We start from the raw sequence: 22,604 nt of genomic DNA on the forward strand, positions 1-22,604 counted from the left end.
GCGCACAGGAGTTGATGTTGTCTCGAACGAGGGAGAAATTGCCGCGAATTCTTTGGGAAATCGATCTTGTATGCGCGTGGTCAAACCGGTAAATTAGAAGTGATGCTTTTTCAACTCGCATTGGATTCAGATTCTTGGGCAGATTTGCAGGTTTTTTTCCGATTTTGGCGTCGATCACGGCGTACCCGGTGGGTCTTCGGCTGCCCGCGTTGCAGCCTTGACCATACACCACCAAAAACGAAGGGGGTTTGCTTCGCATGGTCAAGCGCAAATGGCTTGCAGGACTTCTGTCCATCCTGCTCGTGGCCAGCTTGGCCCTTGCCGGCTGCGGTTCGACGGAGAACGCGCAGCAACCGGGCAACCAGTCGAGCGGCGGCGACGCCAAACCGTCGGAGCCGCAGGTGCTCAACCTGAACATCAATTCGGAGCCGCCGTCTCTGCTTCCGACCAAGGCGACGGACTCCACGTCGGGTCTCGTGCTCATCCACGTCATGGAAGGCCTGACGCGCCTAGGGGAAGACGGCGAACCGAAGCCGGGAATTGCGGAGAAGTGGGACATTTCCGATGACGGCCTGACGTACACGTTCCACCTGCGCAAAGACGCGAAGTGGAGCGATGGCCAGCCAGTGACGGCCCACGATTTTGAATACGCGTGGAAGAAGCTTCTCGACCCGAATTCCGCCGCGGACTACGCGTATCAGCTGTACTACCTGAAGAACGGCCAGAAGTACAACGAGGGCAAAGCGAAAGCCGATGACGTCGGCGTGAAGGCGCTCGACGATCACACGCTGCAAGTGACGCTGGAAAAGCCGACGCCGTACTTCCTCAGCTTGACGGCGTTCTACGCGTTGTTCCCGATTCCGAAGCACGTGGACGAAAAGAACCCCAACTGGCATAAAGAAGCGTCTACCTACGTGAGCAACGGGCCGTTCGTGCTCGCCGAGTGGGTGCACGACTCCAAGATTGTCCTGAAGAAGAACCCGAATTACTGGGCCGCCAACGAAGTGAAATTGGAACAGATCAACATGGCCATGGTCAACGACGAGAACACGGAATACCAGATGTTTGAAACCGGCCAGCTCGACGTGGCGAGCCCGCCGACCGATCTGACGAAGCAGCTGATCGACGAGGGCAAGGCGAAGGTGTCGCCCTACTTTGGGACCTACTACCTCGTGTTCAACACGAAGGATAAAATCCTGAGCAACGCGAAGATCCGCAAGGCCCTCGCGTTGGCCATCGACCGCAAGCTGCTTGTGGAAAACGTGCTGCAAGGGGGTCAGGTTCCGGCGCTCGGCTTTGTTCCGCCGGGGGCACCGGGTGTCCAGGACGACTTCCGCAAAGAGCAAGGTGATCTCTTCAAGGACAACGACGTCGAAACGGCGAAGAAGCTGCTGCAGGAAGGGCTGCAGGAGCTTGGCCTGAAAAAACTGCCGCCGATCGAGTACAAGTTCAACACGAACCAAGGCCATCAGAAGATCGCCGAAGCCATCCAGCAGATGTGGAAGCAGAACCTGGGGATCGAGGTGAAACTCTCGAACGAAGAATGGAAAGTTTACCTCGATTCCATCGACCAAGGCAAGTTCCAGGTTGGCCGCATGGGCTGGATCGGTGACTACATCGACGCGATGACCTTCATGGACCTGTTCGTGACGGGCGGCGGCAACAACTATCCGAAGTGGTCCAACAAGAAGTACGACGAGCTAATCGAGAAGGCGAAGTCGTCGAACGACCAGGCCGAGCGGACCAAGGCGATGCAAGAGGCCGAAAAGATCCTGATCGACGAAATGCCGATCGTGCCGATCTACTTCTATACGCGTGTATACATGGAGAAGCCGTACGTGAAGGGCGCCGTACGCAACGTGATCATGGAAACGGACTACTCCCGCGCCTGGATTGAGGGCAAGCAGTAACCGGAACGGATCGGCATGCCCCATGCGCACGAATAACGGTGGAGGGATCGAGGTATACCCCGCTTCCGGGGTATACCTCTTGTTCCGATTGCGGCCTTTCTGAAGACTTTGCCGGTTGAAACGGAGTGTTGCCCATGCTGCGCTACATCTTGAAACGGCTTGGCTGGATGCTGTTGACGCTGTGGGTTATCATCACGTTGACGTTCATCCTCATGCACAGCATTCCCGGCGACCCGTTCAGCCAGGACGGGAAGAAGTACCCCGAACCGATTCTGAAGAATTTGCGGGCGAAGTACCATCTGGACGAGCCCTTGCCGGTGCAGTACGTGCTGTACCTGAAAAATCTCCTGATGCTCGATTTGGGCCCGTCCATCAAGTCGGATACGCGAACGGTTAACGACGTCATCGCCGACGGCTTCCCGGTCTCGTTCCAGTTGGGGTTGGCGGCTGTGGCGCTTGCGCTTGTCGTCGGAATTTTGCTCGGCGTTCTGGCTGCGCTGCGTCATGGTTCATGGCTGGACAATGCGGCCACCGCCGTCGCCGTCGTGGGAATTTCCGTTCCCAGCTTTGTCATGGCCCCGCTGCTGCAAAAGTACTTCGGCTTGAAATGGAAGTTGCTACCTGTCGCGCAATGGGGCTCGTTTGAGCACCTGATTTTGCCGGCCTTTGCCTTGTCGCTGGGCCCCCTTGCGGTGATTGCCCGCCTTACCCGCTCGAGCATGCTGGATGTGCTGGGCCAGGATTACATTCGTACGGCCAAAGCAAAGGGACTTTCCCAGCCGGCAACCGTCTTCCGACATGCCTTGCGCAACGCGCTGATGCCGGTGATCACCTATTTGGGGCCCTTGCTGGCCGCCATTCTCACGGGAACCTTTGTTATCGAAAAGATCTTCGCCATACCCGGGTTGGGCAAATACTTCGTGGAAAGCATCATCAACCGCGATTACCCCATGATCATGGGCACAACCATCTTTTACAGCGCCATTCTGGTCGTGATGATGCTGCTCGTTGACCTCGCCTACACCCTTGTCGATCCGCGCATCAAGCTGGCGAGCAAGGAGGATTGACAATGGCCGTAACGGTTCCGAACGAATTGTTTCGCCCGTTGGACCGGCGAGAGCTGAACGCCGAACAGATCAGCCGCCCCACGGTCACCTACTGGAGGGACGCGTGGCGCCGCCTCAAGCAAAACAAGCTGGCCATGGCGGGACTCGTGTTGATTTTGCTGCTTGTGGTGATGGCCATCGTCGGCCCTTACCTGAGCCCGTACAGCTACGAGCACCAGGACCTGTTGCGAAAAAACCTTCCCCCGTCGGGTGAACACTGGTTTGGCACCGACGACCTGGGTCGCGACGTCTTTACCCGCACGTGGTACGGCGCGCGGATCTCCCTCACGGTGGGCATTGTGGCCGCCTTACTCGACCTCATCATTGGCGTGATCTATGGCGGCATTGCCGGATTTATGGCCGGGCGGGGCAAGCGCGGCGAGCGCATCGACAACATCATGATGCGCATTGTCGACATCCTGTACGGCATCCCGTACCTGCTCGTGGTGATTTTGCTCCTTGTGATCATGGAGCCGGGGATTGTTCCCATCATCGTGGCGCTGGCGGCGACCGGCTGGGTCGGCATGGCCCGCATGGTGCGCGGACAGATCTTGCAGGTGAAACAGCAGGAGTTTGTGCTGGCGGCACAAACGTTGGGCGCCGACGTGTCGCGGCTTTTGCGAAAGCATCTGATTCCCAACGTGATGGGCGTGATCATCGTTCAGCTCACCTTTACCATTCCCCAGGCCATTTTCGCCGAGTCGTTTTTGAGCTTTTTGGGCCTCGGCGTGCAAGCGCCGATGGCCAGCTGGGGCACGATGGCCAGCGACGCCCTCGGGGTGGTTTTCAGCGGCCACTGGTGGCGCCTCTTCTTCCCGGCGTTCTTCATCTCGCTGACCATGTTCGCCTTCAACGTGTTCGGCGACGGGCTGCGCGATGCGCTCGATCCGCGGCTGCGGAAGTAAGGAGGGAGAGCGAATGCGCGAGAAGCTGCTCGAAGTGCGCAATCTGGCCGTGTCGTTCAAGACCTACGGCGGCGAAGTGCACGCCGTGCGCGGCGTCAGCTTTCACGTGGACAAGGGCGAGACGGTGGCCATCGTCGGCGAATCGGGCTGCGGCAAGAGCGTCACGTCGCAGACGATCATGCGCCTCACGCCGGGCATCGTCAAGAGCGGGGAGATCCTCTTTGAAGGGCGCGATCTGCTAAAGCTGTCGGAGAAAGAGATGCAGCGGGTGCGCGGCAAGGAGATCGGGATGATCTTCCAGGACCCGATGACCTCCCTCAACCCGACGATGACCATCGGGCGGCAGATCGCCGAGGGCTTGATGAAGCACCAGGGGCTGAGCAAGAAGGACGCCCTCGACCGCGCCGTGGAGATGCTGCGCCTCGTCGGGATTCCGCAACCGGAGTCGCGCATCAAGCAGTACCCGCACCAGTTCAGCGGCGGGATGCGCCAGCGGGTGATGATCGCCATCGCCCTGGCCTGCAACCCGAAGCTGCTCATTGCCGACGAGCCGACGACGGCCCTCGACGTGACGATCCAGGCGCAGATCATCGACCTGATGAAGGAGCTGCAGCAGAAGATGGGCACGTCGATCATCCTCATCACGCACGACCTCGGCGTGGTGGCCGACATCGCCGACCGCGTCATCGTCATGTACGCGGGCAAGGTGGTGGAAGAGGGAACCGTCGACGAGATCTTCTACAACCCGCAGCATCCCTACACCTGGGGGCTGTTGCGGTCGGTGCCGCGCCTCGACGCCGATCGTTCGCAAGAGTTGGCGCCCATCCCCGGAACGCCGCCGGATCTCTTTGCGCCGCCGAAGGGCTGCCCGTTTGCCGCGCGTTGCGACTATGCGATGGAAGTGTGCCGCGATTACATGCCTGAAGAGACGGCCGTCTCGGCGACGCACCGCGTCTCGTGCTGGCTGCAGGATCCGCGCGCGCCGAAGGTGGAACAGCCGCTTGTGGCGGAAGGGGTGAACGGATGATGCAGACGCTCACGCAGCCGAACGTGGCTCAAACAGCCGGTCAGGACATCATTCTTGAGGTGCGCAACCTGAAAAAGTACTTCCGCGTCGGCCGCACCGGCGTTCTCAAGGCCGTCGACAACGTCAGCTTTTTCATCCGCCGCGGCGAGACGCTGGGGTTGGTCGGCGAGTCGGGGTGCGGGAAGTCGACGACCGGTCGGACGATCATCCGCCTGTACGACGCCACGGACGGCGAGGTGCTGTTCAAGGGGAAGAACGTCCACAAGCTGAAGGGGGCCGAGCTGAAGCGCTTCCGCCGCGAGATGCAGATGATTTTCCAGGACCCGTACGCGTCGCTCAACCCGCGCATGACCGTGGCCGACATCATTGCCGAGGGGCTGGACATCCACGGCCTGGCCTCGGGGAAGGAGCGGATGGAGCGCGTGTACGAGCTCCTCGAGACGGTGGGGTTGAACAAGGAGCACGCCAGCCGCTTCCCCCACGAGTTTTCCGGCGGCCAGCGCCAGCGCATCGGCATTGCCCGCGCCCTGGCTGTGGAGCCGGACTTCATCATCGCCGACGAGCCGATTTCGGCCCTCGACGTCTCCATCCAGGCCCAGGTGGTCAACCTGATGAAGCGCCTGCAGCGGGAAAAGGGGCTCACCTACCTCTTCATCGCCCACGACCTGGCGATGGTCAAGTACATCAGCGACCGCGTCGGCGTGATGTACCTGGGGACGCTGGTCGAGCTGACGGAAAGCGAGCGGCTGTACGAAAACCCGCTGCATCCCTACACCGAAGCGCTCCTTTCGGCCATTCCCATTCCCGACCCGCGCGTCGAGCGCACGCGGGAGCGCATCATCCTCCAGGGCGACGTGCCCAGCCCGATCAACCCGCCAAGCGGTTGCCGGTTCCGCACGCGCTGCCCCAAGGCCAAGCCGATCTGCGCCGAGTTGGAGCCCGTATGGAAAGAAGTGGAGCCTGGCCATTGGGTGGCGTGCCATCTGTACAACTGAGGCTCGAAGCAAAGAAGCCGTGGGCCTTCGTTCGCCCACGGCCTTTTTTTTGCCCGTCAGGCCCGCTCAAAGAAATACAAGAGCCCGAGGGAAAGTCCGAGAAAGTACACGGCAAGCAGAAACGGTACCAGGAGAAGGCGCGCGCAGCGCTGGGCCCGCTCGTGCGGGGGACTTGCGATGGGGGCGGGATTGGGGGTCGCGTCGGTTTGGGGGCTCCCCGCACGGCCGAGCCGCCGGAAACCGGCTAAAAAGGCGTCGAGAAACCCAGACTGGTAGATGGCGGCGGCCGCGGTGAACGACAGGAAGGTCAGGCCGATCAGAAAGGCGGCGTTGAGGATCCACAGCTTTTGCGCGGGCGTAGTCAGGGGAACGAGCGCCACCAGCGTCAACACGAGGGAAAGCACGGTGAGGTTGAAACGGGCGATCCAGGCGTGCTTGGGCTCGCGCGGCACGACGGGTCCCTCCTTTTGGCGAAGCGCTCTCCGGCGCGGTCCGTTCATCTTAACGCCGGCTTAAAATTTTCCTTCTTCTCTTATGGTATCATGATGGTGCGAAGGGAAGGACCATCCCATCCGGGGGGGACGCCACGTGGAAAAGATCTTGGTCGTCGATGACGAGGTGCCCATTGTCACGCTCCTGCAATTCAACCTCGAAGCGGCGGGATATGTGGTGGTGACGGCGCTCGACGGGCAGTACGGGTATGAGCTGGTGAAGAAGGAGCGTCCCGATCTGATCATCCTCGACCTCATGCTGCCAGGAATGGACGGGATGGAGTTTTGCAAGCGGCTGCGCCAGGAGAACGACCACACGCCGATCTTGATGCTCACCGCCCGCGACGACGAGCTGGACAAGATCCTCGGCCTGGAGCTGGGCGCCGACGATTACCTGACCAAACCCTTCAGCCCGCGGGAAGTGGTGGCGCGCGTCAAGGCCATCCTGCGCCGTGCGCGGCGGACCGCGCAGGAAGGCAGCGAGGAGGCGGAGCGGCTGGCCGTGGGCGAGCTCGTGCTCTATCCGGAGAAGCGCGAAGTGTACAAGGGAACGGAACCGGTGGAACTGACGCCGAAGGAGTTCGATCTGCTCTGCTATTTGATGCGTCACCGCGGCAAGGTGCTGACGCGCGACCAGCTCCTCAACGCGGTGTGGAACTACGACTACGTCGGCGACTCGCGCATCGTGGACGTGCACATCAGCCACTTGCGCGAGAAAATTGAAGACGACACGAAGCGCCCGGTGTACATCAAGACGGTGCGCGGCATCGGCTACAAGCTGGAGGGACCGAAAAACGGATGACGCCGCAGCCGGGACGCGGGCAGGTGTTCAGGACCGCCCTCGGCTCCTCCGCCTTGTTTGCCGCGGGGTTTTTCGCCGCGTGGGTGGTCAAGGACATGGGCTTGGCCGCCGGAGCCAGGTTTCCGGTGCGTGACGACGGGCTTGGGCCGGGCGCCGTTCTGCTCGTCCTCCTGCTCCTTGCCGCTTTGGCCTTTGTTTCCCTGATGCGCGCGTTTTTCCGCCTGGCAAACGGGTTGGGCGCGCAGATCGCGAACCTGGAAGAAAACGCGGCGCGGCTTTCCGGCGTGCTCGAGCAAATGGCCAGCGGCGTGCTGGTGGTCGACGCCGACGGGCGGGTGGTGCTCGTCAACCGGGCCTTCGAGCAGCTGAACGGTGTTTCCCGGGATCGCGTCATCGGCCGTTCGTACAAGGAAGCGGTGCGCTCGATGGACCTGGCCCGGCTCGTGGAGCGCGTCTTCCGCCGGCGGGAACCGGCGCACGACGAGCTGCGCTGGACGTTTCCCCGCGAACGCATTCTGGACGTCCACGCCGTGCCGTTCCGCCGCGGGACGACAGGCGCGCTGGTTGGCGTCGTCGCCGTCTTGCACGACATCACCGAGATTCGCCGCCTGGAGCAGGTGCGCCGCGAATTTGTCGCCAACGTGTCCCATGAGCTCAAAACGCCGGTGACCTCCCTCAAAGGCTTTGCCGAAACCCTTCTCGACGGGGCGATGTACGACGAGAAAACGTGCCGCGCCTTCCTGGAAATCATCTACGAGGAAAGCGAACGCCTCAGCCGGCTGATCCAGGACCTCCTGCAGCTGTCCCAGATTGAAAACCGGCAGATCACCCTGCGCAAAGGGCTGCTTTCCGCCCGCGACGAGGTGGCCGACGTGGTCCGGCTTGTCGCCCACACGGCGGAGGCGAAGCGGCAAACGGTGGAAAACCGCGTGCCCGAGGGCCTGCGCGTGTATGCCGACCGCGATCGGCTGCGCCAGATTCTCCTCAACCTGCTGAACAACGCGATCGCCTACACGCCGCCGGGGGGCCGCATCACGCTCACCGGGGGCGAGGATGCGGACAGCACCTGGCTGACGGTCCGGGACACCGGGCCCGGCATTCCGCGCGAGCACCTTGACCGCATCTTTGAGCGCTTCTACCGCGTCGACAAGGACCGCTCGCGCCGCTCCGGCGGCACGGGCCTGGGGCTGGCCATCGTGAAGCACCTGGTGGACGCCCACGGCGGGAGGATTGAGGTAAAGAGCAAACCCGGAAAAGGCAGCGCCTTTACAGTGCACCTGCCAAAACCCGAGGGGACGGAAGGGGAAACGGGGGACAGGTAAGGGTCCCCGTTTCCCGTTTTTATGGGAGAGAAGGAAGGGCCGCCTTACAGGTGGGCGGTGCAGGGGCTCGCCGCACCGCTCGGCCGACTCGTTTTGCCCGCCGCGTTGGCGCTGTGGTATGATGGACGGGAGAGACGAAGAGGAGCGGGTGCGGATGGAGAAGCTGGTCCTCATCGACGGCAACAGCATTGCGAACCGCGCGTTTTACGCGTTGCCGCCGCTCACCCTGGCCAGCGGGCAGCACACCCACGCGGTGTACGGGTTTACAACCATGCTCTTGAAGGTGCTGGAAGAGGAGCGGCCCACGCACCTCTTGGTCGCCTTCGACGCCGGCAAGGTGACCTTTCGCCACGCCCGGTTTGAGGCCTACAAGGGCAAGCGGCACAAGACGCCGAACGAGCTTTCGGAGCAGTTTCCGCTCATCAAGGACGTGCTCGATGCGTTCGGCATCCGCTACCACGAACAGGAAGGTTTCGAGGCCGACGACATCATCGGCACGGTGAGCGCGTGGGCCGAAGCGCGCGGCCTGGCCACGCGCATCGTCACCGGCGACAAGGACCTGCTCCAGCTGGTGTCGCCCTACGTGACGGTCGCCCTCACGCGGAAGGGCATCAGCGAAACGGAGCGGTACGACGAGGCGGCCATCCGCCAGAAGTATGGCCTGACCCCGGCGCAGCTCGTCGACCTGAAGGGGCTGATGGGCGACGCGTCGGACAACATCCCCGGCGTGCCGGGGGTGGGGGAAAAGACGGCCCTCAAGCTGCTCGCCCAGTTTGGCTCGGTGGAAGAAGTGGTCCGGCGGGTGGACGAGATTTCCGGGCCCAAGCTGCGCGAGGCGATTGCCGCCCATCGCGAGCAGGCCCTCGTGAGCAAGGAGCTGGCGGTCATCCGGCGCGACGTGCCCCTCCCCTTTGAGCTGGAGGACCTGCGCTACGACGGGTTTGCGCTGGAGCCGGTGCGCGAGGTGTTTCGCCGGCTGGAATTCAAATCCCTCCTTGACCGGCTTCCCCATGTGCCGGGGGCGCGCGCCCCGGGCGAAACGTCCACCGGGGCGGAGGAAGGGGACGCGGCGCCGACCCCCCTCGACGTGGCCGTCGCGGGCACGGCGGAGGACGCCGCACTGGAGCGCCTCTTGGCGGCGCCGGCGGCGGTGGTGGTCGAACTCGACGGCGACAACTACCACGAGGCGGCGCTCTTGGGCATCGGCGTCTACAGCGACGCGGGAGCCCTCTTCGTGCCGGCCGCCCGTGTGGAAGAGTGGGAGGCGCTTCGGGCCTTCCTCGCCGACCCGACGCGGGAAAAATGGGTGTACGACGGCAAGCGCGGCGAGGTGGCCCTGCGCTGGCGGGGCCTTTCGCTGGAGGGCATCGCCTTTGACGTCCTGATCGCTTCGTATTTGCTGAACCCCACGGAGAGCCGCCATGCCCTTTCCGATCTGGCCCCAAGGGCCGGCCTGTCCCTTGCGCCCGATGAGGAGGTGTACGGCAAGGGGGCCAAACGCCGCGCCCTTGCCGCAGGCGAGCTGGCCGCCCACGTGTGCCGCAAAGCCCAGGCCATCTACCGGCTCAAGCCCCTTCTGGAGCGCGAGGTGGAAGAGGCGGAGATGAACGGCCTCTTCTACGACCTCGAGCTGCCCCTTTCGCGCATCCTGGCGGCGATGGAGCACGCCGGCTTCCGCGTCGACACCGCGCGGCTCAAGGAGATGGGGGAAGAATTTGAGCGCCGCCTGGAGGAGCTGACGGCGGAGATTTACCGCCTGGCGGGCACGCCCTTCAACATCAACTCGCCCAAGCAGCTGGGGGAGATCCTCTTCGACAAGCTGGGCCTGCCGCCGCTGAAAAAGACGAAGACGGGCTACTCCACGAGCGCCGACGTGCTCGAGAAGCTGCAGGATGCCCATGAGATCGTGCCGAAGATTTTGTACTACCGCACCTTGGGCAAGCTGAAATCGACGTACGTGGACGGCTTGCTCAAAGAAGTGAACCCCCGAACGGGGAAGATCCACACCATCTTCAACCAGGCCCTTACCGCCACCGGGCGGCTCAGCAGCGCCGAGCCCAATCTCCAGAACATTCCCATTCGCCTCGAGGAGGGGCGGCGCATTCGCCAGGCCTTCGTTCCCTCGGAACCGGGCTGGAAGCTGCTCGCCGCCGACTATTCGCAGATCGAGCTGCGCGTCCTCGCCCACCTGTCGCAGGATGAAGCCCTGGTCGACGCCTTCCACCGCGACATGGACATCCATACGCGCACGGCGATGGACGTCTTTGGCGTGCCGGAGGACGCCGTCACCCCGCTCATGCGCCGGCAGGCCAAGGCGGTCAACTTCGGCATCATCTACGGCATCAGCGACTACGGGCTGTCGCAGAACCTCGGCATTCCGCGCAAAGAGGCGGCGGCGTTCATTGAACGCTACTTTGACGTGTTCCGCGGCGTCAAGCGGTACATGGAGGACGTGGTCGAGGAGGCGCGCCGAAAGGGCTATGTGACGACGCTGCTCGGCAGGCGCCGCTTTTTGCCCGACATCCACAGCCCCAACTACAACCTGCGCAGCTTTGCCGAGCGGACGGCGCGCAACACGCCGATCCAGGGCACGGCGGCGGACATCATCAAGCTGGCCATGGTCAACCTGGCGCGCCGCCTGAAGGAGGAGGGGCTGCGCAGCCGGCTGATCCTGCAGGTGCACGACGAGCTGGTGTTCGAGGTGCCGGAAGACGAGCTGGCCGTGATGCGCGAACTGGTGCCGGCGGTGATGGAGCGCGCCGTGCGGCTTTCGGTTCCGCTCAAGGTGGACGTGCACGTCGGCGACACGTGGTACGACGCGAAATAGGGCGTCGGGGCCCGGGACGGACATTGCCGGGGGAGGGAGGGACGGCCGTGCCGGAGCTGCCCGAAGTGGAAACGGTGGCCCGCACGCTGCGCGAGCTCGTCGTCGGCAAGCGCGTGCGGGAGGTGGAGGTGCGCCTGCCCAAGATCGTCAAGCGCCCGGCGGATCCGGCGGCCTTTGCCGCGCAGCTCGCAGGCCAGACGGTGCGGGGGACGGGCCGCCGGGGCAAATATTTGAAGGTCTTCTTCGACGACGTGGTCCTCGTGTCGCACATGCGCATGGAAGGGCGGTACACGCTGTGCGCCTCCGACGATCCCAAGGAGCCCCATACCCACGTTGTGTTCCGCTTTGCCGACGGTACCGAGCTCCGCTACCGCGACACGCGCCAGTTCGGGACGATGCACCTCTTTCCGCGCGGGGCGGAGGAGCACGCGCCGCCCCTGTCCGTCCTGGGACCCGAGCCCCTCGATCCGGCCTTTACCGAGGAGGACTTCGCCGCCCGCCTGCGCGCGCGGCGCACGCGGCTGAAGGCGCTGCTCCTTGACCAGACGTTCCTGGCCGGACTGGGTAACATCTACGTCGACGAAGCGCTGTTTGGCGCCGGCCTGCATCCGGAGCGGCCGGCCCACACCCTGACGGCGGATGAGGCGGTGCGGCTCTATCACAGCATTCGCCAGACGCTGATGCGCGGCATTGCCCGCGGCGGGGCGTCGGTGCGCACGTACCGAAACGGGAAAGGCGAGATGGGCATGTTTCAACTGGAGCTGGACGTGTACGGCCGCCGGGGCGAGCCCTGCCGCCGCTGCGGGACGCCCATTGCGCGCATCGTTGTGGCCGGACGGGGGACGCACCTGTGCCCGTCGTGCCAAGCGTAAGGAAGGAGCGGTGGCCATGCGACTGGGATTGACCGGGGGGATTGCGTGCGGCAAGAGCACCGTCCTGGCGATGTTTGCCAGGCGCGGCATTCCGACGGTGGACGCCGACGTGCTCGCGCGCCGCGTCGTCGAGCCGGGCGAGCCGGCGTGGCGGGAGATCGTCGAGCGGTTTGGGGCCGACATCCTGCTTCCCGACGGCCGGATCGACCGCAAGCGGCTTGGCGCCCTCGTGTTTGCCGACGAGGCGGCCCGGCTCGACCTGAACCGCATTGTCCACCCGCGGGTGCGCGCGGCCATGTGGCACGAGGTGGAGGAGGCCGAGCGGCGGGGCGCGAAGCTGGTCGTATGCGACGTGCCGCTTCTCTTTGAGAGCGGGTTGGAAGATCGTTTCGACGCGGTGATGGTCGTCTACGTGCCCCCGGAGGAGCAGCTCCGGCGGCTGATGGCCCGCGACGGCCTCACCCGGGAGGAGGCCCTGGCCCGCATCCGCGCCCAGATGCCGATCGAGGAGAAACGCCGCCGCGCCGATTACGTGATCGACAACAGCGGCCCCCTTGCCGCCACCGAGCGGCAGGTGGACGCCTTTCTCCGCCAGGTGGGGGTTCGGCCATGACGTTTTCGCGGCGGGAGTGGGCGATCCTCTTCCTGCTGGCCGCGCTCTTTGCGCTGTTCAACGCCTCGCTGCTGTGGGAATGGCTCTACCCGATTCGGTACGAGGGGGAGATCGCCCGCGCGGCGGAGCGGTACGAGGTGGATCCCTACCTGCTCTTGGCCATCATCCGTATCGAAAGCAAGTTCAACCCCTATACCGTCTCCGAAAAGGGGGCCGTGGGCCTGATGCAGCTCATGCCGGAGACGGCGGCGTGGGTGGCGCAAAAGGCCGGCTTGCCGCAGGAGCTGGCCATGCGCCTCGACGACCCTGCCGTCAACGTGACGCTGGGGGCCTGGTACGTCCGCTACCTGCTCGACCGCTTTGCGGGAAACACCGCGCTGGCCGTGGCGGCCTACAACGCCGGGCCCACCGCCGTCGACCGCTGGCTGGCCCGCCGGGTGTGGGACGGGCGGCGGGAGACGGTGTCGGCCATCCCGTACGGCGAAACCCGCCATTTTGTCCAGCGCGTGCTGTACTACCACGACCGCTACCGGGCGGTGTACGAAGACCGCTTTGCCCATCTCTCGGGGACGGTACAGCAACGGTGAGTCCGTCAGTCATCCGCACCGGCGCAAGGACACGTGCCGGTGCGGTTTTTGTTAGGTACTGCGCCTCATCCGCAACGGATAGGTGATATACCATTGCCAAATGTGACATACTGATTATAATAAAAGTGGGATTATCGTGTGGATGATTTCAGGGAACGGAAAGCCAGTTGGAGGGGATGCGTGTTCATGACGGTAAAGATCGGGATCAACGGGTTTGGACGGATTGGCCGCATGGTGTTTCGCAAGGCGATTGGCGACCCGGAAATCGAAGTGGTGGCGGTGAACGCGACGTATCCCGCGGCGACGCTGGCCCACCTCGTCAAGTACGACACGGTCCACGGCCGGCTGGAGGCTACCGTCGAGGCGGCGGAGGATGCGCTGATCGTCAACGGCAAGGTGACGAAGCTCCTCGCCGATCGCGATCCGGAACGCCTGCCGTGGGGCGAGCTGGGGGTCGACATCGTCATCGAAGCCACGGGGAAATTCCGCGACCGGGAAGGGGCGTCCAAGCACCTGAAGGCGGGGGCCAAGAAGGTGATCATCACCGCGCCGGGCAAGGACGAGGACGTCACCCTTGTGATGGGGGTCAACGAGCACGCCTACGATCCCGAGAAACACCACATCATCTCCGGCGCCTCGTGCACGACAAACTGTTTGGCGCCGGTGGCCAAGGTGCTCCATGAAGCCTTCGGCATCGAATACGGCCTCATGACCACCGTGCACGCCTACACGAACGACCAGAACAACCTCGACAATCCGCACAAAGACCTGCGCCGTGCCCGTGCGTGCGCGCAGTCGATCATTCCCACCACCACCGGCGCGGCGAAGGCGGTGGGCAAGGTGCTGCCGGAGCTGGCCGGCCGGCTGAACGGCATCGCCCTGCGCGTGCCCACGCCGAACGTCTCCATCGTCGACCTGGTGGCCGACCTGAAAACCGACGTCACGGTGGAGGAGGTCAACCGCGTGCTCCGTGAGGCGAGCGAAGGGCCCATGCAGCCCTACCTGCTGTACACGGAGGAGCCTCTCGTGTCGAGCGACTTCGTCGGCACGGAGCAGTCGGCCATCGTGGACGGGCTGTCGACGATGGTCATGGGCACGCGAAAGGTGAAGGTGCTGGCGTGGTACGACAACGAATGGGGGTACTCCTGCCGGATGCTCGACCTGGCCAAATACGTGGCCAAGCGGCAGATGGCCAGCGTTTGCGCGGGCTAATCCCAAGAGGGAAAACAGGGGGTTTTGGACCGACGCGCCTCACCGAGGCGCGTTTTCGCTTGTATGCCGGAACAAAATTGGATACAATAACGATGAATTTTTTCTGGTGGAAGGAAAAAGGAGACAGAAGGAGGGATTGGCGTGAAGGCGACGCAGCTGTGGTTCACCGAGGATCAGACGCCCGGTTACAAGGTGCAGTGGCGCCTGCGCGAGGTGCTCCATACGGAACAGACGCCCTTTCAGGAGCTGGCCATCGTGGACACCTACGATTTCGGCAAGGCGCTGCTTCTCGACGGCATCATCCAAGTCACCGAAAAGGATCACTTCATATATAATGAGATGATCACGCACATCCCCCTGTCGGCCCATCCCAACCCGCGGCGCGTGCTGATCATCGGCGGCGGCGACGGCGGGGCCCTGCGGGAGTGCTTGAAATACGAGACCGTCGAACGGGTGGACATGGTGGAAATCGACGAGCAGGTGGTGGCGAACTGCGAAAAATACCTCCCCGAAATCGCCAGCGAGTTTCGCAACCCCCGCGCCCGGTTGATCTTTGAGGATGGCCTGAAATACATCAAGACGGTGCAGGGCGAATACGACGTGGTCATCGTTGACTCCAGCGATCCCGTAGGTCCGGCGGTGCAGCTGTTCGAGCGCCCGTTCTATGAAGACGTGGCGCGCGCTCTCAAGGACGACGGCCTGATGGTCTGCCAGAGCGAGTCGCCGTTCTTCAACATCGATGTGCTGCGCAAAGTGGTGACCGCGCTTCGCGACTTGTTCCCCGTCGTTCGCCCGTACCTGGCGGTCATTCCCACGTACCCCAGCGGCCTGTGGAGCTTCACGCTGGCCTCGAAGAAGGTGGACCCGCTCGCCGTACCGCGGGAGCGGCTCAAAGCGCGCGACACCCAATACTACAATCCGGACATGTTCTATGGTGCCTTTGTCCTTCCCGAAATGGTGAAGCGCGCCATAGAATAAGCCAGAGAAGAGGGAATACGCTACCCGGTTTTCCGGCCGGAGGAGTCCGGCCGGAAAGCTGGGTAAAGTTTTTATTGCAATCTGAGGGTAGTCGACGTATACTATCACTTGTGAACTTTTTTCAGCAAGAAAGGGAACCAGCATCTACTTAAAGGGTTAGGACCTCTTCGGACGAACTTGCCCCCGTGGTAGATGGCGCAGGTCCCTCATGCTTGAAAAGCATGCGAATTTCAAGTAAAGGGGGATTCTTCCATGGACACGATGGGTCGTCACGTCATCGCTGAACTTTGGGGATGCGACTTCGACAAGCTGAACGACCTGAAGTTCATCGAAAAGGTCATGGTCGAAGCCGCGCTGGAAGCCGGGGCGGAGATTCGAGAGGTCGCCTTCCACAAATTTGCGCCACAAGGCGTCAGCGGCGTGGTCATCATCTCCGAATCGCACCTGACGATCCACAGCTTCCCGGAACACGGCTACGCCAGCATCGACGTCTACACGTGCGGGCATCGCATTGATCCCCAAGTTGCAGCGAATTACATTATAGAGAAACTGGGTGCGACCACCGTCGAAGCGGTCCAGGTACCACGCGGGATGGGTCCGGTGAGGGTGGAACACGTCCAGCCCTTCAAGCCGAAAATGAAAGTGAAAGCCGTCTGACTGCACAGGGAAGTGGCGGTGCCCTTCCCTTTCGCCATACGCGCGCAGGCACACATGAGGAACCCGGCAGCGGGTTCCTCATTTCCTATGGGGCCATGGTATGATGAAAAGGGCAGGGAACGAACGACAGGCCAACGAGCGAGGGACGGCCCATGCGTTGTCCGTATTGCGATCACCTCGGCACGCGGGTGCTCGACTCGCGTCCCGTCAACGACGGCAAATCGATTCGCCGGCGCCGCGAGTGCGAGGCGTGCAACCGGCGCTTTACCACCTTCGAGGTGGTGGAGGAGACGCCGCTCATCGTCATCAAGAAGGACGGGACGCGCGAGTCCTTCAGCCGGGAAAAGGTGCTGCGCGGGATGATCCGCGCCTGCGAAAAGCGCCCCGTCCCGCTGGAGACCCTCGAGCGGATCGTCGACGAGATCGAACGCCAGCTCCGGGCCAGCGCCCAATCGGAAGTGCCGAGCAAGACGATCGGCGAGATGGTGATGGAAAAGCTGTACGAGGTGGATGAGGTCTCCTACGTCCGCTTCGCCTCCGTCTACCGGCAGTTCAAGGACATCAACGTGTTCATGAAGGAATTGCGCGAACTCCTCGCCCGAACGAAACAGCGGGAAGGATAGCGGGAGCATTTGGCGGCGCTCGGAAAACGGGACCGGCCCTTGGCGGCGGAAGGGGGAAACCGGGATGACCGCGCCCACCCTCAAAGACGCATACGTGGTTCGGTTCATCCGGCCCATTGCTCCGGCGGAACTGGGGTATGTGCTGCACTTGTACCAGCCGATCATCGGCCATGCCGCCTGCGCGCTGTACCTGACGCTGCTCTTCAGCGTGCCGCAGGACAGCGGCGTCCCGCAGACCGGGATGTTCCGCTGGCTCGTGGCCACCACCGGGCTTAGCCTTGACGCGTTAACCCAGGCGCGGCGTCGCTTGGAAGCCGTCGGGCTGTTGCGGACCTTTCATGTCTCGCGCGACGACGGCGATGCGGTTTTCGAGTTTTTGCTCTATCCCCCCCTTCCGCCGGCGCGCTTTTTGGCCGACGACGTGCTCAACGTGCTCCTCTTTAACGCCCTCAGCCCGGCCCAGTACCGGGCGCTTGTCGACCGGTACGGCGCGGACGAGCGCGACGTCCACGCGGCGCACCGCCTCCTGTCCCCCCATGCCGCGCGCACGGAGCTGACCGCTGCCTTTGGCGACGTCTTCGTCGCCGTATCGCCCGAGACGTTGTCCCGCGAAAGCGGCGCGGAGGCGGAGCGGGAGAGCGCCGCCGCGCGCGAGGGACGGGCGATGCCGGAGATGGATCCCTTTGCGGAAGGTGCCGTCTCCTTTGGCACCGTCATTGACGAAGCGGAGCTTGAGGCGTACCTGCCCGAGGGTTTTCCCCGCGTCGCCGAGTGGCCTCAAGGCCTGCGCGAGGCTGTGCAGCGCCTGGCCTTTCTGTTCGGGCTGGATGCCTATGCCCTCTCGGTCCACTTGCAGGATCCGTTCGTGTGTGGCGACGACGGCGTGCCCGACGCCGAGCGGCTCAAGCAGGTGATCAAGCAGGCGTACCTCCACCGCAGCAAGGGCAAGTGGCCGCGCATTGCCGAGCGCGTGCAACCTCCCGCCCTGCGCACGGTGCAGGGGGAGCCGAAGAGCCGCGAGGAGGCCCACATCCGCACCCTGGAGACGCTGTCCCCGGTGCGGCTCATCGAGCGCCATCAGGGGGGCGCGCCCGTTTCGGAGGCCGACCTGCGCATCGTGGAGGCGCTGCTGGAGGACTACCGGCTTCCGCCGGGCGTGGTCAACGTCCTCATCGAGTACGTGATGATCACGAACGACTACAAACTGCCGCGCAACCTCGTGTTCAAAATTGCCGCCCACTGGAAGCGCAAGAAGGTGCAAACGGTCCCCGAAGCCCTCGCCGTGGCCCGCGAAGAGCACCAGCTGTACCAGCAGTGGCGCGGCGGGCGAGACGCGTCTGCGACCAAGGGGCAGGGCAAAGGCGAGCGCCGCGCGCGCCGGGCGTCGGGCGGGGAGGAAAAGCTGGCCTCCAGCATCGCGCACCAGCTTGAGCGCGAGCGGGAAGGCGCGTACGAGGAGCGCCGCGAGCGGCCCATCGCCGAAGACGAGGAGCTCCTGCGCCTGGTGTATGAGCTGGAAGCCCGCAAAAAGGGGAAATCGTAGATGCGAACGATCGGCGAGCTTTTGGCCAAGTGGCGCGCACACGACCGGGAAGTGGCCAAGCGGCGGGAAGCGCTGGTGCGACACCCCGACGTGGCCGCGTTTTTGGCCGCGCATCCGGAGGTGCCCGATGCGGCCATCGACCGCAGCCTGGCCACGCTGGCCCAGTTCGTGCGCGAACAGGAGAATTGCCGCCGGTGCCCCGGACTGGAAAGCTGTCCCAACATGATGAAGGGCCACGTCACAGAGCTCGTCCTGCACGGCGAGCGCATCGTGCCGGCGCTCAAGCCCTGTTCCCTCTACGCAGCCGAAGAGCGGCGGCGCCAGCAGCAAGCCCGGTTTCGCAGCCACCACATTCCCGCCGATGTGCGGGCGGCCCGATTTACGGAGAACACCATTTTCGATCAATACAACCGCGAGGCGATCGCGGCGGCGATTCGCTTCTGCCAGCGGTTTCAGCCGGGGGAAAGCCCGATGGGCCTTTATTTTTACGGGCCCTTTGGCGTGGGGAAAAGCCACCTGATGGCCGCCCTGGCCAACGAGCTGGCCGCGATGGGCTACGATTCGCTCATGGTGTACGTGCCCCTGTTTCTGCAGGAAATGCGCGACGCCGTGAAGGACGGCACCTTTTCGGCCAAGCTGGAGGAGGTGTGCGCTGTCCCCGTCCTCATCCTCGACGACATCGGGGCCGAGACGCCGTCGCCGTGGGCGCGCGACGAGGTGCTGGGCGTGGTGCTCCACCACCGCGTGGCCCACAACCGGCCGACGCTGTACACCTCCAACCTGAGCTACGACGAGCTGGAGGAGGCCCTCGCCGCCGTGGGCGGCACCGCCGCCGACCGCACGAAGGCGAAGCGGATCATGGAGCGCATCCGGCACTACACCGAGGCTTATTTCCTCGACGGGCCCAATCGCCGCAAGCGAAACAAAGAGACGGGTCGCCCGGCCTAAAATTTTCCCGTAAAATTTTTTTGCGAGAGGGGTTGATTTTTACGAGGTCATGGTATATACTCAAAACTGTCGCGAGCGAACGATGCGACGGCAAAACGGAAGAGGAAGCGAAGGCGTGGGGCCATAGCTCAGTTGGGAGAGCGCTTGCATGGCATGCAAGAGGTCAGGGGTTCGAATCCCCTTGGCTCCACCATCACGCGGAGCTGTGGTGAAGCTGGAGTTCACGCCGGTCTGTCACACCGGAGGTCGCGGGTTCGAGTCCCGTCAGCTCCGCCATCTCTCGTGGTCCGGTAGCTCAGCTGGTAGAGCAGAGGACTGAAAATCCTCGTGTCGGCGGTTCGAGTCCGTCCCGGACCACCATTTTTCTTTGCCTGCGGAAGTAGCTCAGTGGTAGAGCACCGCCTTGCCATGGCGGGGGTCGCGGGTTCGAGTCCCGTCTTCCGCTCCATTTTTTTCGCGTGATGATGCGCGAATTTTCTTTTTTCAACAGGGCTGTTTCGCGTGTTGGCGATGTGCGGCGCGCACCGTTGGGATGCGCGCTTTTATGTTGGCCGGCTCGCGGGCTGCCAAACGGGGGCCGTTATGATAGGATGAAGGAGAAGTCGGGTTTCGGAGCGGAAGGAGGAAACGGAACGGGAAGGAAGGCGGAGGGCGCCGAGGTGGCGCGTCGCCGAAGGAAGGAGGAGGACGGGCATGTCGGCCATCGACCGCATCCTGGCGCGGGCCCTTGCCGGGGAGCGCCTCGGACTGGAGGACGGCCTTGCGCTGTTTGAGAGCGACGAGGTGGAAAAGATCGGCCATGCCGCCGACCAAATCATGAAGCGGTGGCATCCGGAGCCGATCACCACCTTCGTCATCGGGCGAAACATCAACTACACCAACGTGTGCGACACCTATTGCCGGTTTTGCGCCTTCTACCGTCCCCCGGGCCATCCGGAGGGCTACGTGCTGCCCAATGAGGTGATCTTCCAGAAGATCCAGGAGACCGTCGACGTGGGCGGCACGGAGATCCTGATGCAGGGCGGCACGCATCCCGATTTGCCATTCGGCTACTACTTGAATTTGTTGCGCGAGATCAAGCGGCGGTTTCCGCAGATCCACATCCATTCCTTTTCTCCTGCCGAAATCTGGAAAATGGTTGAGGTGTCCGGGCTTTCGCTGGAGGAGGTCATCCGCCAGCTCAAGGAGGCGGGGCTCGATTCGATCCCGGGCGGCGGGGCGGAGATTCTCGACGACCGCACGCGCCTGCGCATCAGCCGCAAGAAGGGGTCGTGGACGAAGTGGATGGAGGTGATGCAGACGGCCCACCGTCTCGGCCTGCACACCACGGCCACGATGGTGATCGGCTTTGGCGAGACGCTCGAGGAGCGCGTGCTGCATCTGCTCCGCATCCGCCAGGCCCAGGACGAGACGCGCGGCTTTCTCGCCTTCATCGTCTGGACGTTCCAGCCGGAAAACACCCGCCTCCCGCGGGAGAAGCTGCCGCCGGAAGAGTACCTCAAGGCGGTGGCCATCAGCCGCCTGATGCTCGACAACATCCCCAATTTCCAGTCCTCGTGGGTGACGATGGGGCCGGAGATCGGCAAGCTGTCGCTCTCCTATGGCTGCAACGATTTCGGCAGCACGATGATCGAGGAAAACGTCGTCTCCGCCGCCGCCTGCACGCACAAGGTGAACACCAACCTGATCCTGCGCCTGATCCGCGAGGCCGGCAAAATTCCTGCCCAGCGCAACACGCGGTACGAGATTCTGCGCGTGTTCCGGGAAGGGGAAACCGTCGAGCGAGACTTTGTGATGCAAAATTGACGTGGGGTATGGAAAACGGGGAAACAAGCCTGCGCATATTCCTTCCCGCGCCCTCATATCTTATTCATGATCGTCCAAAAAGGGGGCGCGACCGTGGAAGGCGTCTACATGGTGTTCGATCCCCAGCGCAGGCCGATTGAGGCGTTGAAACCGTATGTGGCGCGTCAACTGGCGCCGATGAAGGCCAGAGGGGTGCCGGCGCGCGTCCTGGTCCGGCCGACCGAAAGCGGATACGTGCTGTGGTGCTACCTGTCGCCAGATGCCGTGCATGCCACAGGATCCAACGCGGTGCGCCACGCGCTGGCGTTGGCCCTGGCCGACTACATCGTGGCCGAACGGGAAGAGGAGCTGGTGCGCTTTTGCCTCCGGCGCGCCGTGCGCCATGCTGACGCAGGGGATGCGGCCCTGATTCTGCGCCACGCGCTGGCGCACCTGGGAGCGGGAACCGGCGAAGACGCAGAGGGCCGGCGCGCAAAGCGGAAACGCCTTCTTGCCGCCGGCCTCCTTTCGTTTCTGATTCCGGGACAGCCCCTCGTGCTTGAGGGGGTGCTTCGCTTTCGCTTGCGGGCGTACCATCAGGAGCTGGCTCACGCGGTGGAAAAGGGGATCGACGACTACCGCAGCGAGTACCAGTACCGCGAGTTCGTTCGCCTTCTGCGCCTCGTGGTGTCCGGGAAGCCGTCGCGCATGGCCCATCTGCACGTGGTGTACGCCGAAGAAGGGGGCGTGCGCCTGTTTGACGGTGATCTCCGGCCCATCGAGGCGGAGGCGATGCGCGCCGTGTTGCGGGAGGTGCCGGAAACCCTCGAGGACGCGCTCCTGAGCGCCCTGGTGGCCCTTGCCCCCGAGCGGCTGACGCTGCACGTCCGGACAGCCAACGAACGAGCGGTGGAGACGTTGTGCCGGGTGTTTGAGGGGAAAGTGAAGCTGTGCCCCGGATGTGCGGTGTGTGCGGCCCTCGATTCCGCGCATTCGGCTTCCCAAGGCGCACAAGGCGAGGCGGAGGACCGCCTAAGCGGCTACGACGGCGAGGCGTACCGCGTGGAAGAGGGATGAGGATGCTGGCGGGAAGGAGGCCAATTCCGGTGCACAGGCGGTGGGTAGGTGCCCTTGTCTTCGCGGTCGCGGTGGTGGCGGTGTGGGGAAGCCTCGCCTCTGCTCATCTTTCCGTGCGGGACGAGAACACGCGGACGGTTCATGTACACGATGCGGCCAAGCGCAGCCTGGAACGGCGGGTGGAACTGCTGGAGAAAGCCTTGGCTCGGCAACTACTGGTATATCGCGGCGGTACGGCCCTATCCGGGGGTGGATCTCGAAAAACGGGCTCTACGCTAAAAAGTGTGGATGCCAAGAAGGAAAAAGGCGGTCAGCGAGCCAAGG

At 63.6% G+C, this 22,604-nt stretch carries 21 protein-coding genes and 4 tRNA genes; 24 read left to right on the top strand and 1 reads right to left on the bottom strand.

Annotation, left to right across the window (positions count from 1 at the left end; all coding sequences use genetic code 11):
• Nucleotides 1-257: 257 nt before the first annotated feature.
• The 5 genes from IEX61_RS01715 to IEX61_RS01735 all read left to right on the top strand — a co-directional run bounded on the left by IEX61_RS01715 (nt 258) and on the right by IEX61_RS01735 (nt 5,943).
• The gene (locus tag IEX61_RS01715; RefSeq protein WP_188816630.1) at nt 258-1,910 is read left to right on the top strand and encodes a peptide ABC transporter substrate-binding protein; all 1,653 of its coding nucleotides are present in this window, start codon (nt 258-260) and stop codon (nt 1,908-1,910) included.
• A 134-nt stretch (nt 1,911-2,044) separates the two neighbouring features.
• Complete coding sequence (locus tag IEX61_RS01720; protein ID WP_054669113.1) at nt 2,045-2,977, top strand: ABC transporter permease; 933 nt, start codon at nt 2,045-2,047, stop codon at nt 2,975-2,977.
• 2 nt (nt 2,978-2,979) lie between these two features.
• The gene (locus IEX61_RS01725; protein ID WP_054669111.1) at nt 2,980-3,921 is read left to right on the top strand and encodes an ABC transporter permease; all 942 of its coding nucleotides are present in this window, start codon (nt 2,980-2,982) and stop codon (nt 3,919-3,921) included.
• A 13-nt stretch (nt 3,922-3,934) separates the two neighbouring features.
• On the top strand, nt 3,935-4,948 hold the full coding sequence (locus tag IEX61_RS01730; protein ID WP_054669109.1) for an ABC transporter ATP-binding protein: 1,014 nt from the start codon (nt 3,935-3,937) through the stop codon (nt 4,946-4,948).
• Nucleotides 4,945-5,943, top strand: a complete 999-nt coding sequence (locus IEX61_RS01735) for an ABC transporter ATP-binding protein (RefSeq protein ID WP_304502859.1) — start codon at nt 4,945-4,947, stop codon at nt 5,941-5,943. Before IEX61_RS01730 ends, IEX61_RS01735 begins: the two co-directional genes overlap by 4 nt.
• 56 nt (nt 5,944-5,999) lie before the next feature.
• Here the strand turns inward: IEX61_RS01735 and IEX61_RS01740 are convergent, their stop codons facing one another.
• Nucleotides 6,000-6,395 (bottom strand): DUF3899 domain-containing protein, encoded by a 396-nt coding sequence (locus IEX61_RS01740; protein ID WP_188816631.1) that lies wholly within the window; start codon nt 6,393-6,395, stop codon nt 6,000-6,002.
• Nucleotides 6,396-6,531: 136 nt separating this feature from the next.
• Here IEX61_RS01740 and IEX61_RS01745 point away from each other — a divergent pair, with 136 nt between their 5' ends.
• The 19 genes from IEX61_RS01745 to IEX61_RS12320 all read left to right on the top strand — a co-directional run.
• A complete protein-coding gene (locus tag IEX61_RS01745; RefSeq protein ID WP_054672521.1) occupies nt 6,532-7,236 on the top strand; it encodes a response regulator transcription factor in 705 nt (234 codons plus the stop codon).
• Nucleotides 7,233-8,558 carry a two-component system histidine kinase PnpS gene (gene pnpS / locus IEX61_RS01750; RefSeq protein ID WP_229725593.1) on the top strand — a complete coding sequence of 442 codons (1,326 nt, stop codon included), beginning with the start codon at nt 7,233-7,235 and terminating at the stop codon, nt 8,556-8,558. Before IEX61_RS01745 ends, pnpS begins: the two co-directional genes overlap by 4 nt.
• Nucleotides 8,559-8,712: 154 nt before the next feature.
• Nucleotides 8,713-11,385 (top strand): DNA polymerase I, encoded by a 2,673-nt coding sequence (polA, locus tag IEX61_RS01755; RefSeq protein WP_188816633.1) that lies wholly within the window; start codon nt 8,713-8,715, stop codon nt 11,383-11,385.
• A 47-nt stretch (nt 11,386-11,432) separates the two neighbouring features.
• The gene (gene mutM, locus IEX61_RS01760; protein WP_188816634.1) at nt 11,433-12,257 is read left to right on the top strand and encodes a DNA-formamidopyrimidine glycosylase; all 825 of its coding nucleotides are present in this window, start codon (nt 11,433-11,435) and stop codon (nt 12,255-12,257) included.
• A 16-nt stretch (nt 12,258-12,273) separates the two neighbouring features.
• Entirely contained in the window at nt 12,274-12,870 is a 597-nt protein-coding gene (coaE, locus tag IEX61_RS01765) for a dephospho-CoA kinase (protein WP_308423711.1), read from the top strand.
• A complete protein-coding gene (locus tag IEX61_RS01770) occupies nt 12,867-13,457 on the top strand; it encodes a lytic transglycosylase domain-containing protein (RefSeq protein ID WP_188816636.1) in 591 nt (196 codons plus the stop codon). Before coaE ends, IEX61_RS01770 begins: the two co-directional genes overlap by 4 nt.
• 186 nt (nt 13,458-13,643) lie before the next feature.
• Nucleotides 13,644-14,669 (top strand): glyceraldehyde-3-phosphate dehydrogenase, encoded by a 1,026-nt coding sequence (locus IEX61_RS01775; protein WP_054671944.1) that lies wholly within the window; start codon nt 13,644-13,646, stop codon nt 14,667-14,669.
• A 141-nt stretch (nt 14,670-14,810) separates the two neighbouring features.
• Nucleotides 14,811-15,647 carry a polyamine aminopropyltransferase gene (speE, locus tag IEX61_RS01780; RefSeq protein WP_083463035.1) on the top strand — a complete coding sequence of 279 codons (837 nt, stop codon included), beginning with the start codon at nt 14,811-14,813 and terminating at the stop codon, nt 15,645-15,647.
• 252 nt (nt 15,648-15,899) lie between these two features.
• Nucleotides 15,900-16,304: an adenosylmethionine decarboxylase gene (gene speD / locus IEX61_RS01785; protein WP_054671935.1), complete on the top strand. Its 405-nt coding sequence runs from the start codon at nt 15,900-15,902 to the stop codon at nt 16,302-16,304.
• Nucleotides 16,305-16,456: 152 nt separating this feature from the next.
• Complete coding sequence (gene nrdR / locus IEX61_RS01790) at nt 16,457-16,927, top strand: transcriptional regulator NrdR (protein WP_054671932.1); 471 nt, start codon at nt 16,457-16,459, stop codon at nt 16,925-16,927.
• Nucleotides 16,928-16,991: 64 nt separating this feature from the next.
• Nucleotides 16,992-18,470 carry a replication initiation and membrane attachment family protein gene (locus IEX61_RS01795; protein WP_188816637.1) on the top strand — a complete coding sequence of 493 codons (1,479 nt, stop codon included), beginning with the start codon at nt 16,992-16,994 and terminating at the stop codon, nt 18,468-18,470.
• On the top strand, nt 18,471-19,418 hold the full coding sequence (gene dnaI / locus IEX61_RS01800) for a primosomal protein DnaI (RefSeq protein ID WP_054672225.1): 948 nt from the start codon (nt 18,471-18,473) through the stop codon (nt 19,416-19,418).
• Between the two features lie 117 nt (nt 19,419-19,535).
• Nucleotides 19,536-19,611: transfer RNA gene (locus tag IEX61_RS01805), tRNA-Ala, on the top strand.
• A gap of 6 nt (nt 19,612-19,617) precedes the next feature.
• A tRNA-Asp gene (locus IEX61_RS01810) sits at nt 19,618-19,694 on the top strand.
• A gap of 8 nt (nt 19,695-19,702) precedes the next feature.
• Nucleotides 19,703-19,778 (top strand) — tRNA-Phe (locus IEX61_RS01815).
• A gap of 13 nt (nt 19,779-19,791) precedes the next feature.
• Nucleotides 19,792-19,866: transfer RNA gene (locus tag IEX61_RS01820), tRNA-Gly, on the top strand.
• A gap of 245 nt (nt 19,867-20,111) precedes the next feature.
• A complete protein-coding gene (gene mqnC, locus IEX61_RS01825; RefSeq protein ID WP_188816638.1) occupies nt 20,112-21,224 on the top strand; it encodes a cyclic dehypoxanthinyl futalosine synthase in 1,113 nt (370 codons plus the stop codon).
• 93 nt (nt 21,225-21,317) lie between these two features.
• Nucleotides 21,318-22,280: a putative sporulation protein YtxC gene (ytxC, locus tag IEX61_RS01830; protein WP_054672230.1), complete on the top strand. Its 963-nt coding sequence runs from the start codon at nt 21,318-21,320 to the stop codon at nt 22,278-22,280.
• A gap of 29 nt (nt 22,281-22,309) precedes the next feature.
• Nucleotides 22,310-22,604: hypothetical protein (locus tag IEX61_RS12320; RefSeq protein WP_229725594.1), on the top strand; the 295-nt coding region annotated here is incomplete at its 3' end.

The sequence above is a fragment of the Calditerricola satsumensis genome, from assembly GCF_014646935.1.
Taxonomy (GTDB): Bacteria; Bacillota; Bacilli; order Calditerricolales; family Calditerricolaceae; genus Calditerricola; species Calditerricola satsumensis.

What these genes read in the sequence shown, in the direction of transcription:
- IEX61_RS01715 (WP_188816630.1), top strand. Translation starts at nt 258, where the DNA reads ATGGTCAAGCGCAAATGGCTTGCAGGACTTCTGTCCATCCTGCTCGTG.
- IEX61_RS01720 (WP_054669113.1), top strand. Translation starts at nt 2,045, where the DNA reads ATGCTGCGCTACATCTTGAAACGGCTTGGCTGGATGCTGTTGACGCTG.
- IEX61_RS01725 (WP_054669111.1), top strand. Translation starts at nt 2,980, where the DNA reads ATGGCCGTAACGGTTCCGAACGAATTGTTTCGCCCGTTGGACCGGCGA.
- IEX61_RS01730 (WP_054669109.1), top strand. Translation starts at nt 3,935, where the DNA reads ATGCGCGAGAAGCTGCTCGAAGTGCGCAATCTGGCCGTGTCGTTCAAG.
- IEX61_RS01735 (WP_304502859.1), top strand. Translation starts at nt 4,945, where the DNA reads ATGATGCAGACGCTCACGCAGCCGAACGTGGCTCAAACAGCCGGTCAG.
- pnpS (WP_229725593.1), top strand. Translation starts at nt 7,233, where the DNA reads ATGACGCCGCAGCCGGGACGCGGGCAGGTGTTCAGGACCGCCCTCGGC.
- polA (WP_188816633.1), top strand. Translation starts at nt 8,713, where the DNA reads ATGGAGAAGCTGGTCCTCATCGACGGCAACAGCATTGCGAACCGCGCG.
- coaE (WP_308423711.1), top strand. Translation starts at nt 12,274, where the DNA reads ATGCGACTGGGATTGACCGGGGGGATTGCGTGCGGCAAGAGCACCGTC.
- IEX61_RS01770 (WP_188816636.1), top strand. Translation starts at nt 12,867, where the DNA reads ATGACGTTTTCGCGGCGGGAGTGGGCGATCCTCTTCCTGCTGGCCGCG.
- IEX61_RS01775 (WP_054671944.1), top strand. Translation starts at nt 13,644, where the DNA reads ATGACGGTAAAGATCGGGATCAACGGGTTTGGACGGATTGGCCGCATG.
- speD (WP_054671935.1), top strand. Translation starts at nt 15,900, where the DNA reads ATGGACACGATGGGTCGTCACGTCATCGCTGAACTTTGGGGATGCGAC.
- nrdR (WP_054671932.1), top strand. Translation starts at nt 16,457, where the DNA reads ATGCGTTGTCCGTATTGCGATCACCTCGGCACGCGGGTGCTCGACTCG.
- IEX61_RS01795 (WP_188816637.1), top strand. Translation starts at nt 16,992, where the DNA reads ATGACCGCGCCCACCCTCAAAGACGCATACGTGGTTCGGTTCATCCGG.
- dnaI (WP_054672225.1), top strand. Translation starts at nt 18,471, where the DNA reads ATGCGAACGATCGGCGAGCTTTTGGCCAAGTGGCGCGCACACGACCGG.
- mqnC (WP_188816638.1), top strand. Translation starts at nt 20,112, where the DNA reads ATGTCGGCCATCGACCGCATCCTGGCGCGGGCCCTTGCCGGGGAGCGC.